Annotated in this window: 15 protein-coding genes and 3 tRNA genes; all 18 read left to right on the top strand. The window is 53.8% G+C overall.

Annotated elements, in window-relative coordinates:
* The first annotated feature begins 28 nt into the window (after positions 1-28).
* The gene (gene folC / locus B9Z49_RS03045; protein WP_108351951.1) at positions 29-1318 is read left to right on the top strand and encodes a bifunctional tetrahydrofolate synthase/dihydrofolate synthase; all 1290 of its coding nucleotides are present in this window, start codon (positions 29-31) and stop codon (positions 1316-1318) included.
* Between the two features lie 9 nt (positions 1319-1327).
* The gene (locus tag B9Z49_RS03040) at positions 1328-2128 is read left to right on the top strand and encodes an SPOR domain-containing protein (protein WP_108351950.1); all 801 of its coding nucleotides are present in this window, start codon (positions 1328-1330) and stop codon (positions 2126-2128) included.
* A gap of 7 nt (positions 2129-2135) precedes the next feature.
* On the top strand, positions 2136-2624 hold the full coding sequence (locus B9Z49_RS03035; protein ID WP_108352005.1) for a CvpA family protein: 489 nt from the start codon (positions 2136-2138) through the stop codon (positions 2622-2624).
* Positions 2625-2664: 40 nt separating this feature from the next.
* Positions 2665-4179, top strand: a complete 1515-nt coding sequence (gene purF / locus B9Z49_RS03030; protein WP_108351949.1) for an amidophosphoribosyltransferase — start codon at positions 2665-2667, stop codon at positions 4177-4179.
* A 9-nt stretch (positions 4180-4188) separates the two neighbouring features.
* Entirely contained in the window at positions 4189-5400 is a 1212-nt protein-coding gene (locus B9Z49_RS03025; RefSeq protein WP_108351948.1) for an O-succinylhomoserine sulfhydrylase, read from the top strand.
* A gap of 1 nt (position 5401) precedes the next feature.
* Positions 5402-6811, top strand: coding sequence for a glutamate--tRNA ligase (gltX, locus tag B9Z49_RS03020; protein ID WP_108351947.1), 1410 nt, complete (start codon positions 5402-5404; stop codon positions 6809-6811).
* A gap of 75 nt (positions 6812-6886) precedes the next feature.
* Positions 6887-6962 (top strand) — tRNA-Ala (locus B9Z49_RS03015).
* A gap of 53 nt (positions 6963-7015) precedes the next feature.
* Positions 7016-7091 (top strand) — tRNA-Glu (locus tag B9Z49_RS03010).
* Between the two features lie 57 nt (positions 7092-7148).
* Positions 7149-7225, top strand: a tRNA-Asp gene (locus B9Z49_RS03005).
* A gap of 297 nt (positions 7226-7522) precedes the next feature.
* A complete protein-coding gene (locus B9Z49_RS03000) occupies positions 7523-7960 on the top strand; it encodes a BLUF domain-containing protein (RefSeq protein ID WP_108351946.1) in 438 nt (145 codons plus the stop codon).
* Between the two features lie 435 nt (positions 7961-8395).
* Positions 8396-9217, top strand: coding sequence for a putative hydro-lyase (locus B9Z49_RS02995; RefSeq protein ID WP_199224966.1), 822 nt, complete (start codon positions 8396-8398; stop codon positions 9215-9217).
* Positions 9218-9247: 30 nt separating this feature from the next.
* Positions 9248-10216 (top strand): tripartite tricarboxylate transporter substrate binding protein, encoded by a 969-nt coding sequence (locus tag B9Z49_RS02990; RefSeq protein ID WP_108351944.1) that lies wholly within the window; start codon positions 9248-9250, stop codon positions 10214-10216.
* Positions 10217-10512: 296 nt separating this feature from the next.
* The gene (locus tag B9Z49_RS02985; protein ID WP_158273403.1) at positions 10513-11331 is read left to right on the top strand and encodes a YqgE/AlgH family protein; all 819 of its coding nucleotides are present in this window, start codon (positions 10513-10515) and stop codon (positions 11329-11331) included.
* A complete protein-coding gene (locus B9Z49_RS02980) occupies positions 11321-12142 on the top strand; it encodes an ABC transporter ATP-binding protein (protein WP_108351942.1) in 822 nt (273 codons plus the stop codon). The genes B9Z49_RS02985 and B9Z49_RS02980 overlap by 11 nt, the downstream gene beginning before the upstream one ends.
* Positions 12139-13824, top strand: a complete 1686-nt coding sequence (locus B9Z49_RS02975; RefSeq protein WP_108351941.1) for a hypothetical protein — start codon at positions 12139-12141, stop codon at positions 13822-13824. The genes B9Z49_RS02980 and B9Z49_RS02975 overlap by 4 nt, the downstream gene beginning before the upstream one ends.
* Before the next feature lie 286 nt (positions 13825-14110).
* Entirely contained in the window at positions 14111-14740 is a 630-nt protein-coding gene (locus B9Z49_RS02970) for a Crp/Fnr family transcriptional regulator (protein ID WP_108352004.1), read from the top strand.
* A 336-nt stretch (positions 14741-15076) separates the two neighbouring features.
* Positions 15077-15694 (top strand): hypothetical protein, encoded by a 618-nt coding sequence (locus tag B9Z49_RS21485; RefSeq protein WP_146188451.1) that lies wholly within the window; start codon positions 15077-15079, stop codon positions 15692-15694.
* A gap of 23 nt (positions 15695-15717) precedes the next feature.
* Positions 15718-16602 carry a S8 family serine peptidase gene (locus B9Z49_RS02965; protein WP_199224965.1) on the top strand — a complete coding sequence of 295 codons (885 nt, stop codon included), beginning with the start codon at positions 15718-15720 and terminating at the stop codon, positions 16600-16602.
* Positions 16603-16635: the final 33 nt, after the last annotated feature.

Here is a 16635-nt window from a genome sequence, read left to right as displayed (position 1 = left end):
TGACAAGACTGCGCGACAATCGGCGCCTATGAAGACTCTACAGGAATGGCTCGACTGGTGCGAGCAACTGCACCCGGTGGCGATAGACATGGGGCTGGACCGCGTGAAAAACGTGGCCGACCGCATGGCACTGCGTTTTGACTGCCCGGTGATCACCGTGGCAGGCACCAACGGCAAGGGCTCGACCTGCGCCATGCTCGAAGCTGTACTGTTGCAAGCGGGCTACCGCACTGGCGTTTACACCTCGCCGCATTTGGTTCATTTTGAAGAGCGCTGCCGTTTGCACGGAGAGTCTGCATCGGCCGAGGCGTTTGCCCAAGCGTTTGCCGCTGTTGAGGCCGTGCGCGGCGATGTCAGTTTGACCTATTTCGAGTTCAGTACGCTGGCCATCCTGCACTTGATGGCCCAAGCCCATCTGGACGTGGCCATTTTGGAAGTCGGCTTGGGCGGGCGGCTGGATGCGGTCAACATCATCGACGCCGACTGCGCAGTGATCACCAGCATCGATCTCGACCACATGGCCATTTTGGGCAACGACCGCGAGCGCATCGGTTTTGAGAAGGCGGGCATTATGCGTGCCGGGCGGCCGGTGATTGTGAGCGACCCGGTGCCACCGCAAAGCGTGATCGATCACGCTGCGGCCATCGGGGCTGAACTTTGGCTATTTGGCAGAGATTTCAATTTTTCGGGCGACAAGCAGCAGTGGGCCTGGGCGGGGCGCGATCGCCGCTACAGCGGCATGGCCTACCCGGCCCTGCGCGGGGCCAACCAACTGATCAACGCCTCGGGCGTGCTGGCCGCGCTGGAAGCCTTGCGCCAGCGCATCCCCATCACCGCCCAGGCAGTGCGAAATGGACTGGCCATGGTGGAGTTGCCCGGGCGCTTCCAGATCGTTCCAGGGCAACCGGTTTTGGTGCTGGATGTGGCACACAACCCTCACTCGGTGGCCGCACTGGCGGCTAACTTGGACGCCATGGGCTTTTATCCCACCACCCACGCGGTATTTGGGGCCATGGCCGACAAGGACCTGTTGCCCATGCTTCAAAAGGTTAGCCCGATGGTGGACAAATGGTATTTCACAGATTTGCCCTTGCTCCGCGCCGCCAAAGCGGTCGATTTGCAGCACGCTTGGCAGGCACAAAACACCCGCAAAGATGCTGTTTCCAGCGTGCATGTCGACCCCATGCAGGCCTTGCATGCGGCCATCGAGGGGGCAGACCCGGCTGATAGAATCGTCATCTTTGGCTCTTTCTATACCGTGGGCGGTGTTTTGAAAGACGGCATTCCGCGTCTGCAAGCCAAACACCTCAGCCCCTGAGCACCTGCCATGGCGTTTTTCAAGTTTCGTTTTCCGGGTCAAGCGGCCTCATCTCCAGCCCCGGCCGAAACGGTCGCTTCCGGATCGGGCGAGAGCGTCGAGTTGGTGCGTCGACGCGCCCGCCATCGCCTGATCGGTGCCGTGGTCTTGGTTCTGCTCGCCGTGGTTGGCTTCCCATTGATGTTCGACACGCAGCCTCGTCCTGTGGCGGTGGACACACCGATACTGATTCCGGATCGTCCCACCACTGCCCCATTGAAAGTCACTCAGACCCCGCCTGCTGACACCCATCCTGCCAAACCCTTGTTGCCCGATGCCAAACCTTTGCCAGTGCAAGAGGGGTTGGATGCGAAAGAAGAAGTGGTTCAAACCGCCAAGCCCACGCGTGTGGATGAGCCCAAGCGAGCTAAAGAGCCTTTATCCCAACCGGTTGAGGTTTCGCCCAAGCCGCCTGAGGCCAAGGCCGAAGTCAAATCCGTACCCACCAAAACCGACAACTCAGAGCCCGCGGCCAGGCCCAAAGACGATGGCAACAAAGCTCGGGCGTTGCTGGATGGCAACCCCCCTGAAGGTGGAGGCGAACGGCATGTGGTTCAGGTGGGCGCCTTCAGTGACCAGGCCAAGGTTCGCGAAGTGCGCCGCAAGTTGGAGCAGACGGGGTTGAGCACTTTCACCCAGGTTGTGGATGGCAAAGATGGGAAAACCACTACTCGGGTTCGGTTGGGGCCATTCAGTAGCCGAGACGAGGCTGAAAAAGCGGCTGCCAAGGTTCGCAAACTCGAGTTGCCCGCGGCCGTCTTGAGGATTTGAGATGGCCATAGCCCTGACCGACTGGATTTTGTTGGCGATGCTGCTGGCCTCCATGTTGGTGGGTTTGTGGCGCGGCCTGGTTTACGAGGTGTTGTCCCTGGCAGGTTGGCTGGCTGCCTTCATCCTGGCGCAGTGGTTAGCCGCAGATGCCGTGGCCTTTTTGCCTTTTCTCAAAGAAGCCGCGGCGCAGTTGCAGTACGCGATGGCGTTTGCCTTGGTGTTTGTCGCAGCCTTGTTTGCGGCCGGATTGGTGTCCTGGTTGGTTAAAAAACTGGTGGAAACCGTGGGTTTGCGCCCGATAGACCGAGCGCTCGGCGGTATTTTTGGTTTGGCGCGCGGCGTGGTGCTGTTGTTGGCCTTGACCGTGGTCGTGCAGCTGCTGGGTTTGTCGAAAGAAGATGGGTGGCGGGGTGCTGTGGGCCCGGCCTGGTTGGACCTCACGCTCAAGGGCCTCAAGCCTTTGCTGCCGCAGGCGCTGGTAGATTATTTGCCTTGAACATTTCTGGGCGCATCGATTTTTTGAACGGATTGAAAGTATGTGTGGAATTGTCGGCGTTGTCAGCAGCGCTCCGGTCAATCAGTTGATTTATGACGCCTTGTTGCTTTTGCAGCACCGGGGTCAAGACGCGGCGGGCATCGTCACGCAGCTGGACCGCAAGTTTTTCATGCACAAGGCCAAGGGCATGGTGCGCGACGTGTTCCGCACGCGCAACATGCGCAGCTTGCCTGGCAACTGTGGTTTGGGGCAGGTGCGCTACCCCACAGCAGGCAACGCCTTCAGCGAAGAAGAAGCACAACCTTTTTATGTGAATGCCCCGTTTGGCCTGGTGCTGGTGCACAACGGCAACCTGACCAATGCGCACGCGCTCAAGGCCGAGTTGTTTTCCAATGACCACCGCCACATCAACACCGACAGCGACTCCGAAGTCCTGCTCAACGTGTTGGCCCACGAGCTGGAGAAGACCACGCGCGGTTTGCCGCTCAAACCCATTGATGTATTTGAGGCTGTGCGCGGCGTGAACCGCCGTGTCAAAGGCTCTTACGCGGTGATCGCCTTGATCGCGGGCCACGGTCTGGTGGCTTTTCGCGATCCGCACGGCATCCGCCCCTTGTGCATGGGTCGTGGCGAAGACGGTTCTATCATGTTGGCCAGCGAGTCGGTGGCGCTGGATGGCACGGGGCACCAGTTTGAGCGCGATGTGGCCCCAGGTGAAGCTATTTTTATCGACCTGGATGGCCAAATGCACACCCAGCCTTGCGCCGAAAAAACGCAATTGAGCCCATGCATTTTTGAATACGTTTATTTGGCGCGCCCCGACTCCACCATGGACGGCATTTCGGTTTACCAAGCCCGCTTGAACTTGGGCGAGACGCTGGCCAAGCGCGTCATTTCTACTCTGCCGCCGAGCGATATTGATGTGGTGATCCCGATCCCCGAGTCCAGCCGCCCCAGCGCCACGCAATTGGCCCATTTGTTGGGAATTCCTTACCGCGAGGGGTTTGTCAAAAACCGCTACGTGGGCCGCACGTTCATCATGCCGGGCCAAGCGGTGCGCAAAAAGTCGGTGCGTCAAAAACTCAACACCATCGTGAGCGAGTTCAAGGGCCGCAATGTGCTGCTGGTGGATGATTCCATTGTGCGTGGCACCACCAGCCGCGAGATCGTGCAGATGGCACGGGACGCCGGTGCCCGCAAGGTCTACATGGCCAGTGCAGCGCCTCCAGTGCGCTACCCCAACGTGTACGGCATCGACATGCCGACCAGCCAAGAGCTGGTGGCGCACGGCCGCAGCATCGAAGAAATTCGCCAAATCATTGGCTGTGACGCCCTGATTTACCAAGACGTGGATGCCATGAAATCGGCCGTGGCCCAAGCGCGTGTCAACGCAGCGGGCGCGCTGTCTGATTTCGACGCGTCTTGCTTTGATGGGGTGTACGTAACGGGCGATATTTCTGCCGACGACATCAGCCGTTTGAACCAAACCCGCCCTCAAGCCGAAGAGGGCGATGACGACAATTCGCGTTTGGCTTTGCCCAACGCCAGCGAGTGAGACAGCAACATGATTGAACCCTTCCGATTTGACGATCTGCACATCGAAACCCTGGCCGTTCGTGCAGCGGTTGAGCGCAGCCAGTACGGCGAAAACTCCGAGGCGCTTTACCTGACCAGCGGTTACGTGCAGCCCACAGCCGAATCTGCCGCCCGCCGTTTCGCAGGCGATGAAGAAGGCTACACCTATGGCCGCTACGGCAACCCCACGGTCACCAGCATGGAAATCCGCTTGGCGGCCTTGGAGGGAACAGAAGCCGCCATGGGAACATCCTCGGGCATGTCCGCCATTTTGATGATGTGCATGGGCCTCTTGAAGGCGGGCGACCATGTGGTGTGCTCGCGCTCCATGTTCGGCTCGACCATCAAGCTGATTGGCTCGGACCTCGCCAAGTTTGGCGTGGAGTCCAGCTTTGTCTCGCAAACTGACTTGAAAGAGTGGCAAGCGGCCGTCCGTCCCAGCACGCGCTTGTTGTTTGCCGAAACCCCCACCAACCCGCTGACCGAGGTGTGTGACATCCAAGCGCTGGCCGATTTGGCGCACAACGCAGGCGCTTTGTTTGCGCTGGACAACTGCTTTGCCACGCCCGCTTTGCAACGACCCGCACAGATGGGCGCTGACATCATCACGCACTCGGGTACCAAGTATTTGGACGGACAAGGCCGCGTGATGGCTGGCGCGCTGTGCGCCCCGCAGCAGATGATCACCGAGAAGTTTTTGCCCGTGCTCAAAAGCGGCGGCATGACACTGGCACCTTTCAATGCGTGGGTGGTGCTCAAGGGCCTTGAGACTCTGGACCTGCGCATGCGAGCCCAATCAGCCCGTGCGCAAACCTTGGCCGAATGGCTCGAAAAGCACCCGGCGGTGGCCCGCGTTCTTTACCCCGGTTTGGCCAGCCACCCGCAGCACGACTTGGCCATGCGCCAGATGTCGGGCTTGGGGGGTGCGGTGCTGTCTTTCGACGTGAAGGCCAATAGCCCAGAACAAGCACGGCAAAGGGCCTTTCACGTCTTGGACCAGATGCAAATGCTGTCGCTGTCCACCAACTTGGGTGACACCAAAACTTTGGTGGCGCACCCCGCCAGCACCTCGCACGGGCGTCTCACCGAAGCGCAGCGCCAAGCCGCAGGCATTGGCCAAGGCCTGATCCGCGTGGCAGTTGGTTTGGAGTACCCACAAGACATTCAGAAAGACCTGTCCCGTGGTCTCGACACCCTTTGATATGACCAACACCCTTTCAAGTGCGCCTGCACGTACCCGCACTCGCTTTGCTCCATCGCCCACTGGCTTCATTCACCTGGGCAACATTCGCTCGGCTTTGTACCCTTGGGCCTTTGCCCGCGCCACAGGCGGCGACTTTATTTTGCGCATCGAAGACACCGACCTGGACCGCTCCACGCAAGCGTCTGTGGACGTCATCATTGAAGGCATGGCTTGGCTTGAACTCAACCACGACGAAGGCCCGTTCTATCAAATGCAACGCATGGACCGCTACAAGGCGGTCTTGGCCGAACTGATTGCCGCAGGCCATGTTTACCCCTGCTACATGAGCATGGAAGCTTTGGACGCGCTACGTGAGCGCCAAATGGCCAACAAGGAAAAACCCCGTTACGACGGGACCTGGCGCCCAGCACCGGGCAAGGTCTTGCCCGCCGTGCCTGAGGGCGTCAAGCCTGTTTTGCGATTCTTGAACCCGGTTGGCGGCCTGGTAGCTTGGGACGACAAAGTCAAAGGTCGCATTGAAATCAGCAACGACGAACTCGACGACTTGGTGATCGCGCGCCCCGATGGCACACCGACCTACAACTTTTGTGTGGTCGTGGACGACATCGATATGCAGATCACGCATGTGATTCGTGGCGATGACCATGTCAACAACACCCCACGTCAGATCAACATCTTTCACGCCCTGGGTAAACAGCCCCCGGTTTACGCCCATCTGCCTACGGTGCTGAACGAGCTGGGCGAAAAGATGAGCAAGCGCAACGGTGCCAAGGCCGTCACGGCCTACCGATACGAAGGCTATTTGCCCGATGCCATGGTCAACTATCTCGCACGCTTGGGCTGGAGCCACGGCGATGACGAAATCTTCAGCCGCGAACAGTTTTTGGCGTGGTTCAGCCTTGATCACTTGGGCCGCAGCGCTGCGCAGTTCGACGAAGCCAAACTCAAGTGGGTCAATGCTCAGCACCTCAAGGCCATGGACGACGCCGAGCTGGCCCGGCACGTTCAGCCTTTCTTGGCCAAATTGTCGGTGGTGGCCGACGAGCGCTTGACCAGCATCTGCGGTTTGTTCAAAGACCGTTGCGACACGCTGGTGGTTTTGGCGCAATGGATTTCAGTCTTCTATTTGGACGTGGTGCCCAATGCTCAGGAAAAGACTTTGCATGTGACCGATGCCGTCAAACCGGCTCTGGCCTTGTTGGCTGACAAGTTGGTGGCATGTACATGGGACAAGGCATCGATTGCGGCCATGATCAAGGAAACATTGGCTGAAACTGGCCTCAAAATGCCGCACTTGGCCATGCCGGTTCGAGTGTTGGTGATGGGCACTGCTCAGACACCATCGCTGGACGCAGTGCTGGCCCTGAGTCTCCGTGAAAAAATTCTACAGCGCTTGAAAAACGTCTGAATTTCTGTCTATAATTCGAGTCTCGACACCATTTAGGCATAACGACCAAGCAGCAATGCGTAACGTTTTACCAAAGGGGGTATAGCTCAGCTGGGAGAGCGCTTGCATGGCATGCAAGAGGTCAGCGGTTCGATCCCGCTTACCTCCACCAAAGTGTTGAGAACGTTCGCAAGAACACGATTCGAAAGAATCAGTCCAGGTTATGACCCTATCGTCTAGAGGCCTAGGACATCACCCTTTCACGGTGAGTACCGGGGTTCGAATCCCCGTAGGGTCGCCAAGTTTTGTAGCACTTGGTCAGTTTGCACAAGCAGTCTGGCAAAAGTTACAGCTACCAGGAGTGGTAGTTCAGTTGGTTAGAATACCGGCCTGTCACGCCGGGGGTCGCGGGTTCGAGTCCCGTCCACTCCGCCAAAATATCCTTTAAATCAAGGACTTGCAAAAAGCCCGATGAGAAATTGTCGGGCTTTTTTGTTGCCATTTTGGACCGCACTGTCCCCAAACTTTCCCCAGATTTTGAACACGGCGGATTCAAAACTGAAGTGCGACATGAGGGCTGATCCTACATAAACAAGCAAAGTTTGATGATCATCAGGCTCATTGAGCGAAGCTCAGCGTCGAGAACTATGATCGCCATTGAATTTACCTTGCACAACACAGACCATACACCGTTCAATACCTAAATTTGTTTCGCTGAGGCATACTCGTGTCATGCAAAATGACGAAGGCCAACCATCGCAATCTATCCATCACATTGTGTACTGCAGCCAAGCTGCTCTGCACATGGATAAACAGGCGCTCGAAAAAATAATTGTTACCGCTAAACACCATAACCCCAGATTTGGTATTACCGGGTTATTGGTTTTTGGCAGTGGCATCTTCTTCCAATGGCTGGAAGGTCCCAGAGACAACGTGACCAGTTTATTCAAAATTATTTCTGCAGATCCTCGCCACTCTAATGTTGTGCTGCTCACAAAAGAAGATGAGTTTCGTGAAAGGCTTTTTCCCAACTGGGACATGGAGTTGGTGGAAGCGGAAGATATCAGAGCCGTTTTGGAGGATGCCATGCATGAGGCCTCAGATCCAAAGCAAAAAACTATTTTGTCTCATATGCTGCAGGAACTTAACAAGAGCCCGCTTGGAAAATGAAAACTTGATTGACATCAATCTCATGTGTCAAATCTAGCAAGCGGTTTTGAATAAGATCTATCGTTGTTCCCGCCTTCTACGATTTGACCAGCTTGTGGGGATAGCGCCGATCGTGCTGTGACCCGACCGTTGATTGGGCGTGAACTGCTCAAATTGAAATCGGCTTCAACATGCTGCATGAGGCAGGCGATGGTCATGCGGTTTTCAGATTTGGGGTGGCGATACGAATACTTAGGTATAGGCATCTTCTGACCTTAACGGATCGGGTGTTGCACTTCATTTTTGAATCCGCCGTAGCTATTTATGAGTTATTTGGTTGTAAATAAAAAAGACTGCAAATCTCGATCGAACTCAAGCCATCAACTCAGTGAAATTCTGCATGGACAAAAAAAATCAAATCTTGCTTAATGCAAAATCTTTGAATGACATATCGAAATGAAAAACGCACCAACAACCATGCTCCGCAGTGATTGGAAAAATGCCAAGCCCAATGAAGTACGTGAAGCAGTCAGAAGCGGCAATTGGAAAGGCGTCACTCACGGCATGGCTCGAGGGCACATTCATGCCAACATGGCGATTGTCCAGAAAATTCATGCCTTTGATTTTTTGCGCTTTTGTTTGTTGAACCCAAAGCCGTGCCCATTGATCGAAGTTTTGGATGCCGGCAATCCCAATCCTCGTTTTTGCGCCAAGGATGCGGATGTACGTACTGACCTGTCGAGCTACAGAATTTTTTCTCAGGGCAAACTCATAGAAGAGGTCCCATCCTTACAGAAGCATTGGAAAAATGATCACGTGACATTTCTCATGGGCTGCAGTCTTTCCTTCGACCAGGCCATGCTGGAAGCAGGCATTCCGCTGCGCCATTTAGAAAATGAGAATGGGCGCATTGGGGTGTATCAGTCCAATATACCTTGTACCGCTGCTGGAATTTTCAGTGGAAATATGATTGTCAGCATGCGGCCCACAAAAAGAAAACTGTTGATGCAAACCATCGCGGTAACTTCCAAGTATCCGATCGCGCATGGGGCACCGATCCACATTGGGAATCCTCAAGACATTGGCATCCATGATCTTGCCAACATTCACTCTGGAGGATACAACCGAGTTCAAGACGATGAAATCCCGGTTTTTTGGGCTTGTGGGGTAACACCGCAATCCATCGCCCTGTCCTCCGGCATCGACATGATTACGCACACGACAGGACACATGTTTATGACTGACTTAACTCTCAAGTCAGCGCAAATTTTATCTTGATGTTGCTTTATTTGTGATTGGATATTTTCTATGCATCGCTTAATTTTTTCATTCATCTTCGCTTTCAGCCTGAACCTTTGCGCATTCGCTCAAGTAGACACTTACCCCAATAAACCGATTCGTCTTGTTGTGCCATTTCCACCAGGGGGGACCATCGAAGCCATGTCACGTGTGATTGGTGAAGAAATGACAAAAAATTGGGGACAACCCATACTGGTTGACTCCAAACCCGGGGCTTCCGGCAACATCGGCGTGCAGTTGGTTGCAAACTCACCACCAGACGGCTACACATTGGTTTTTGGTACTCAAGGAACTCACGGCACCAATTCAATTTTGTTCAAAGACGTCCGCTTTGATCCCTTCAAAGATTTTGAGCCCATCACCATGGTTGCGGATGCCCCACTCATACTTGTCGTCAACCCCAAAATGCCGGTTAACAATGTGAATGAATTGGTGTCTTATGTCAAAAAACAACCTGCAGGACTTGATTACGCCTCAGCAAGTTCCGGCGGAGGAGCGCACATTGCTGGAGAGATGTTTGCAAAAGCAGCCAATCTGAAACTCGTGCATGTGCCGTACAAAGGCAGTGGGCCAGCGCGTACAGATTTAATTGCAGGGCACATTTCTTTCATGTTTGACAACATCGGCTCCTCCCTACCCTCAGCACGTTCTGGCCAATTGCGCGCACTGGCCGTCACAGGAGCCAAACGGACCCCTTCGGCCCCCGAGTTGCCAACCATGGCTGAAGCAGGCATAGAGGGGGTCGTCATTGATACTTGGTACGCCATCTATGCTCCAGCAGGTACGCCCGCTTCGATTGTTCAAAAATTAAACACAGAGATCGTTCGTGTTTTGAAGTTGCCTCAAGTGATAGCCAGATTTAAAACGATGGGCTTGGACATTGTTGCTGGGACGTCCTCTGAGTTGGCTTCTCGCATGAAATCGGACGTCGGCAGGTATGCGAAAACGATTGCGGATGCCGGCATCAAGGTGGACTAAGGGATGCTCTGAACAATTCGCTGCAGCGAATGCCAAATGGCCGCTGACTTTCAAATCGTGAGTTTTCTGCCAAGTCAGTCAAGCAAGTCGGTGTTTTTTTGCACCACTTTGACCCTGGTTATCCCTGTGTCCTGCCATTTCCATTGGCTCCAGACGAACGCATCGTTCCCGCCGACCACGGTTTGACCCGCTTGTGGGGTAGCGCCGATCTTGAATTGAACAGGCTGGTCATCGGGCACCCTCTGGCCTAGCTGAGATCGGTGCCCCTGATCAAATCGTCAATGGCGTCAACACTCTTGGCTAAACTGCAGGTATTGATCCCGCCGTGGGAGTCAGTGGTACTGCATTCCTATAAAAATAGCCATCGTTATTGGTTTAGCCGCAAGGATGCGATGAATTCACCCAAAACGCTTTTTTACAAGCTATCCCGAACTGCCGCAAGCCAAGCGCCGATGCGCAAGGCCTCGCAGCGCAAACGACGCCAACTGACCATCTGCCTGCTGTTGGCGTTGGTCGTGCTGTTTATTTACCCTGGCCTGCGCGATCGCCTGAATGCACATGATTACTTACAGCGTTTGGCACCCGGCAAGGTTCTCATCGCCACTCCAAAATTGTATGGGCAAATGTTCAGAGATACCGAATTATTGATTTTGCAGCACGACGAGGAGGGCACCCGAGCGCTGGTACTGGGGGTACCCTTCGCGGAGGGGTTGGATCGCATGAGACAGATTCAGTACCCGCAGCGCAAAGTGTTGATGGACGCAGCCCAACCAGCCGATTTTTGGGGTGGCCCGCTGAAATTGAACAAGCCATTGACGCTCAGCGCCAACCAACTTGTCAGCAATGATCCTGGTACCCAATCATTGAGCGAGGAATCAATTGCCGTGGGCGATTACACCCTGCAGGTGCACCAAACAAGCAGTCTGGACAGCGCGATCAAAGCGACGTCGGCTGTGACCTTTAGGGGCTATGCAGGCTGGCTTCCCGGCCAATTGGCCCGCGAGCTGCACGATGGACGCTGGCAAGTGCTGAACGCCTCTGCACCGGTCTTAGAACGCCACTTGGCCCAATTGTTCAATACCATCGCCCCTCAAGAAAAAGTTTATGGTCACTGACGCTTTCCCCACGCAGTCTGGTTATCACGCAAGTTTAGCGGTCGAGGCCAGCAACATTCACAAAGGCTTTCTCAACATGCCGGTGCTGAAAGGCCTGGACCTTGAGTTACAAGCAGCTTCGGTATTCGCCTTACTCGGCCCCAACGGTGCAGGTAAGTCAACCCTGATCAGCTTGCTCACAGGCGTTGCGCGCGCCGATCAAGGACGTCTGCGCATCCTTGGCATAGATCCGGCTGAAGACCCTCTTGCCGTCAAACGTCTGATCGGCGTGGTACCAGAAGAATTGGCCTTGTTCGAACGCCTGACAGGGCGTCAACAGTTGCACTTTTGCGCCAAGCTGCACGGACTGGACCGAGCAACCAGCGAACAGCGTTGCGAAGAATTGCTGCGCCTGACCGATCTGGTGTCTGCGGGTAACCAGCTCATTGGCACCTATTCAAAAGGGATGCGGCGGCGCCTCGCGATAGCGGCCGCCTTGATTCATGGCCCAGCGCTGGTGTTTCTGGATGAGCCTTTTGATGGCATTGATGTCATTGCCGCTGGCGTCATACGCGAACTGCTCCAAGAGTTGCGGCGCGCGCAGGTCAGTCTGTTGTTGACGACCCATATTCTGGAAATCGCTGATCGGATTGCTACGCATGCAGGCTTTTTGTATGACGGCCGCTTGCTGGATCAAGGGCCTGTCGCAGCGTTGACTGAAAAATACCAGCGAGCCAATTTGGAGGGTGTTTTCGAGACTTTGATTCCGCTACCGGACAACCAGGGACACCGCTTGAGTTTCTATCAAACTCGGCATGCTGAGCCGCTATGACGACAGAATCGGATCGGTATCAACCCAATGGTGCGGCGCCCTTGCCCAGCTTTATCGGCCATTTGTCCTTGCTTTGGAAAACACGCAAGCAGCTTTCACAACAAGGCCTGGGCCTGCACCCATCTTTCTTTCAAAGACTCATCAGTGTGATGGCCCTGGTCCCAGCCTTGTCCATGGGTCTGTTGAGCTATTTGTTCATAACACACCCTTCGATTTCAGTATCCATCGAAGTCAGTCAGTTCTATCTCAACTTGCTGTGTTTCGTGACCGCGATGCAATGGATCACCTGGCCGGTGCTTTCGGCAGGGGTTGAAGATGCGAGCGAGAGTCGCAGCTACCAAAGTTACCCTATTTCGACAAGCCGTTTGCTGGTCGCCTCTACGTTGACGGGTCTTCTGCGCCCAGTTGGTTTTTTCATGTTTGCGCCAATCATCGGCGCTGTGGTGGGGTATACCAGCTGCCATGTCAGCAGCGATGTATTGATGGTTCCTTTTTTGTTTCTGGCCTTCATTGCGCTGTGCGCAGGTTGGGGCCAGGTTGCCTTGTATTGGATGCGAGATATCTTGCGCTCACACCGTAGCGGGCAAGCTTTGGGCTCAGTATTGATCATGTTGATTGTGTTGGGATCGCTACTTCCGCCCGTGGACACCAGCTGGCTGTACCTGGAAAACGCCGACGGCAGTGCCAAACTTGGCTTGGAATTACAGGAGTATGCCCAAATTGCCTACACGTTTTCCAGGGTACCGACAGGTTATTTGGGAGAAGCTTTACGGGCCTTGCACGATGGTCGACCGCTCGCAGCCATGGCCGATGCCCTTGCCATGTTGTTGTTGGCTGCACTCGGTTTATTCACAGCCCAGATTCTGTTGAGTCACTCACAGCACGGCAAATCCAGCCACAGCGAATCAAACAATGCGATGCAAGAGATTTTTCTGAATGCTCGCAATACCCATGCGGCTTTAGTTCGTCGTGAAGCTCTGGCACTTTGGCGCAATCCGCGCGCCAGGCTGCTGCTGGCTGTACCCTTGGTATTGATGGTGATGTTCAGATTGTTTTCCGCGCATGACATGTTTGTATTCTTCTTTGGTCAAAACATCGATGCTTGGTTGATGGCGGTTTTGGCAACCTATGCAGCCCTGTTGATGGCGACCACCTTTACCCAAAATATGTTTGCCGAAGATGGCCAAGGTTTATACCAACTGCTCGCTGCACCTATCACGCCCGAGTCCATATTGCGCGCCAAAGCAGAGGTTCATGCGCTGTTGATCGGCTTGGCCGGACTGGGCAGCACGTTGTTTTATGCGCTTTATATTGGCAAGGTTAGCTTGCAAGACTATTTCTTGGTCTCACTCGGAGTCAGCCTGGTGATTCCTCTGACTCTGATTTTGGGTCTATTTTTGTCTATTTATTTCCCTGTCAGCACCGACGCCAACCTGAACCGGCGCAGTCGCCAATCCCTGGCGGTGTCGCTGGCTGGGTTTTTGGGCAATCTTGTGGGTACTTCACCGCTTTTTGTCCTCATCCACCATCGGCAAACGGAATCACTTTATCTTTGGGCCTATCCAGTATTGCTCATCTTACTGGGCCTGATGATTGCGCTTTACCGCTACCTGCTGCCCATAGCGGGTGAGCATTTCAACCAGCGACGCGAGAGCATATTGGCACAGATTGGGCGTTTTTAACTTTGCTGTTGCCCATCTGTGGTGGCCAGTTGAGCCTCATCGGTGAACAGCGGCTCGTGCAAGGGTGACGGGTCAGGCCGGTGTAGCAAAGCATTCTGACACGGGGGGCGGGCTAGCCAACTCAGCTCCTATGAGTTGAGGGGGCGTGTCGAACTGCCCCATTGAAATGTGTCAAGTTTTAAGCGAATGCCAATTTTTTTGAGAAGCTGTAATATTGCACGGGCAATCTTTTTTACACGATGCGATGGATTCAAACCTCCTTAAATCAGTTCCTTTGTTTTCTTCGATGAGCGAAGAACAGTTGCGACTCCTGCACCCATGTCTGCAGCATCGTCGGTACTCTCGTGGCAATTATATTTTGCGAGAGGGAGATCAGACCAATGCTTTGTATTTAATCGTTTCTGGAAAGGTGAAGATACTGATTAAAGATAAACAAGGACGCGAAGTGATTCTTGCCTTTCTCGGCAAGAACGATTTTTTTGGTGAGATGGGTTTGCTGGACGGGCAGCCAAGTTCGGCCAGTGTTGAGACGATTGAAGAATGTCATTTTCTACAGCTTTCGAAGGCGGGTTTCTTGGCTGCTCTTCAGCAAAACTTCGAATTGGCGATGGTCATTGTTAACAATCTCGTCAAGCGTTTGCGTGTTGCAGATCGCAAAATTGAAAGTTTGGCGTTGATCGATGTTTACGGCCGTGTTGCCCGTCTGCTGATGGATGAATCTGAGTTAGTGAACGGTACTTTAGTCGTGCTAAAACCCCCATCAAAGCAGGAAATTGCCCGAATAATTGGTGCGTCGCGTGAGATGGTCAGCCGGGTCATCAAGGATTTGCAGTTGCGTGGTTGTATCCGACTTGAAAAGCGCAAAATTTTTATCCTAGACCAGTTTTCAATCAACAAGAGTGCATCTGACATCTAAGTGCGCCACTGGCCAGCACCGCCATCAGGCATTGGACACATGGCGCCTCACAGCGTGCACCATAGGCAGGCACAGGCCATGCGTAAAGCTCGCAAGCCACGCTGAACGCTGCCTTCCACGCCAGGCCAAACCGATTCAAGGGAATCTACCCTTGCCTGAAACCCAGGCCCACTGCCGCTAGGATCAGTTTTTAGGCTTTGAGAAAATACAAAGATGATGTTGCGCCACTGAGCAGGTTGATATTTTTGCCAAAAGTGGTATTTGTGCACACATTGGGGCGCAGATAACACGAGCGCCCTATGGATAAGCGTGTTGAAGTGCGATTTAATTTAAAGCATGAAACAACACATCAACTCTTGCACAGCGGCAGTCTTTTTTGCCTGTTGCCAAAGTATGGTCGGACTTGTGAATGCCCATGGTTTGCCAGATCAAGGCTTAAAGGAATTCGTGTCCCCGTCGACACAAACAACCCATTTGATTGGCGTGCAGCAAAGCTCAGCATTGTCCCGTGAAGTGAGCGGACTTCGAAGCCAACAATTTAATCTGTCCAACGGTGAATTGGTGCGTTTTAGCCACTGGTACAAAACGGATTGGCCAGAGCTTCAAATGACATGGCTAACCCAAATAAATCCTCAATTAGGTTTGATTTGGGGAGGGGGCACGGGTGAACGTGGGCCCAAATACCGCATCGCTACAAGTCTACAACTTGGATTTTTATTTGAGCAGCCCTTGAGTAATGAAAGCTCTTGGTCACTCAGGGCTACCACTCGATTGGGGGGGCGACTCAAAGAAAAAACCTGTCTAGCCGATTTCGGGGACATCGGGGGCATGCAGACTGTCAATTGCCGTCTTGCAGCAACTCATCTATCCCCAGAAGAAACCCTAAAGTACCTATTGAATGAGGCCCCACGTGACCGTTTGTTGATTAGCTTGCGGTACGTGAGGAATTTTTGAAACCTAAGAAAGAAGGATTGGCAATGAAAACAGTACACATCACATTCACTTTAGCCGCAACTTTGCTGGCAACCGGCCAAGTGTTGGCTCAACCCGCAGTCCAATCATGGATGAACCAAGAGGTCGGCGCAGCTTGGCTTCAAGGCTATCAAGGTTTGGGCGTCACCATCAAATCGGTGGACGACTTTAAAAGCAATGATCGCTCTTATGGCAAGCTCAATGGCAGAACTAGGTTGCTCCATCATGGCCAGTGGACTCGGCTTCAGGCCAATCTCATCGCCCCACAGGCAACGATGCGTTCGCATGAATTTATGAAGGACACAAAGGTGTCGCTTTCAACAGGCTTCAATGTGCTTAATCTTAGCTACGGGATAATGGATACTGCTGGCAAAAGCGCAATTCAATGGTCGCGTCAAGAATCCTCAATCATTGGTTATGCTTTTAAAGGTCAAGCCGTTGTTTCAAAAGCCGCAGGCAACGAATTCGGTACCGCAGTGGGCCAGCCTGATCAGTATGGCGAAGTGGACTACCTCAACAAGAGCCTCATTGGCGCTAAATCAGCCCTATTTGTGGGCGCGCTCGACAACAATGGGTCCCCTTCGGCACTTGCTAACATGGCCAGCTATTCCAATGTGGCGGGTAGCAACACGACGGTTCAAAACCAATTTTTGGTGGTGGGTGTTGAAGGTCATAAAACTGGGCTTTACGGTACCTCTTTCGCAGCACCCATAGTGAGCGGCTATGCAGCCATTTTGTCGAGTAAGTTTACCAACGCCAATCCCATTCAAATTACCAACCAACTGTTGGTAACCGCTCGCAAAGACACTGTTTCAAAATATGACCCGGCAATTCATGGCCGAGGCGAAGCCTCCATCGCAAGAGCACTGGCACCTGCTTCAATCCAATAGTCATTCCAAACTCTTCAGGGCGGTGATTTATCT

This window comes from Limnohabitans sp. 2KL-51, assembly GCF_003063645.1.
Classification (GTDB): Bacteria; Pseudomonadota; Gammaproteobacteria; order Burkholderiales; family Burkholderiaceae_C; genus Limnohabitans_A.
Note: the sequence above shows the minus strand (reverse complement) of the source record. Positions and strands in the feature narration are given on the sequence as shown.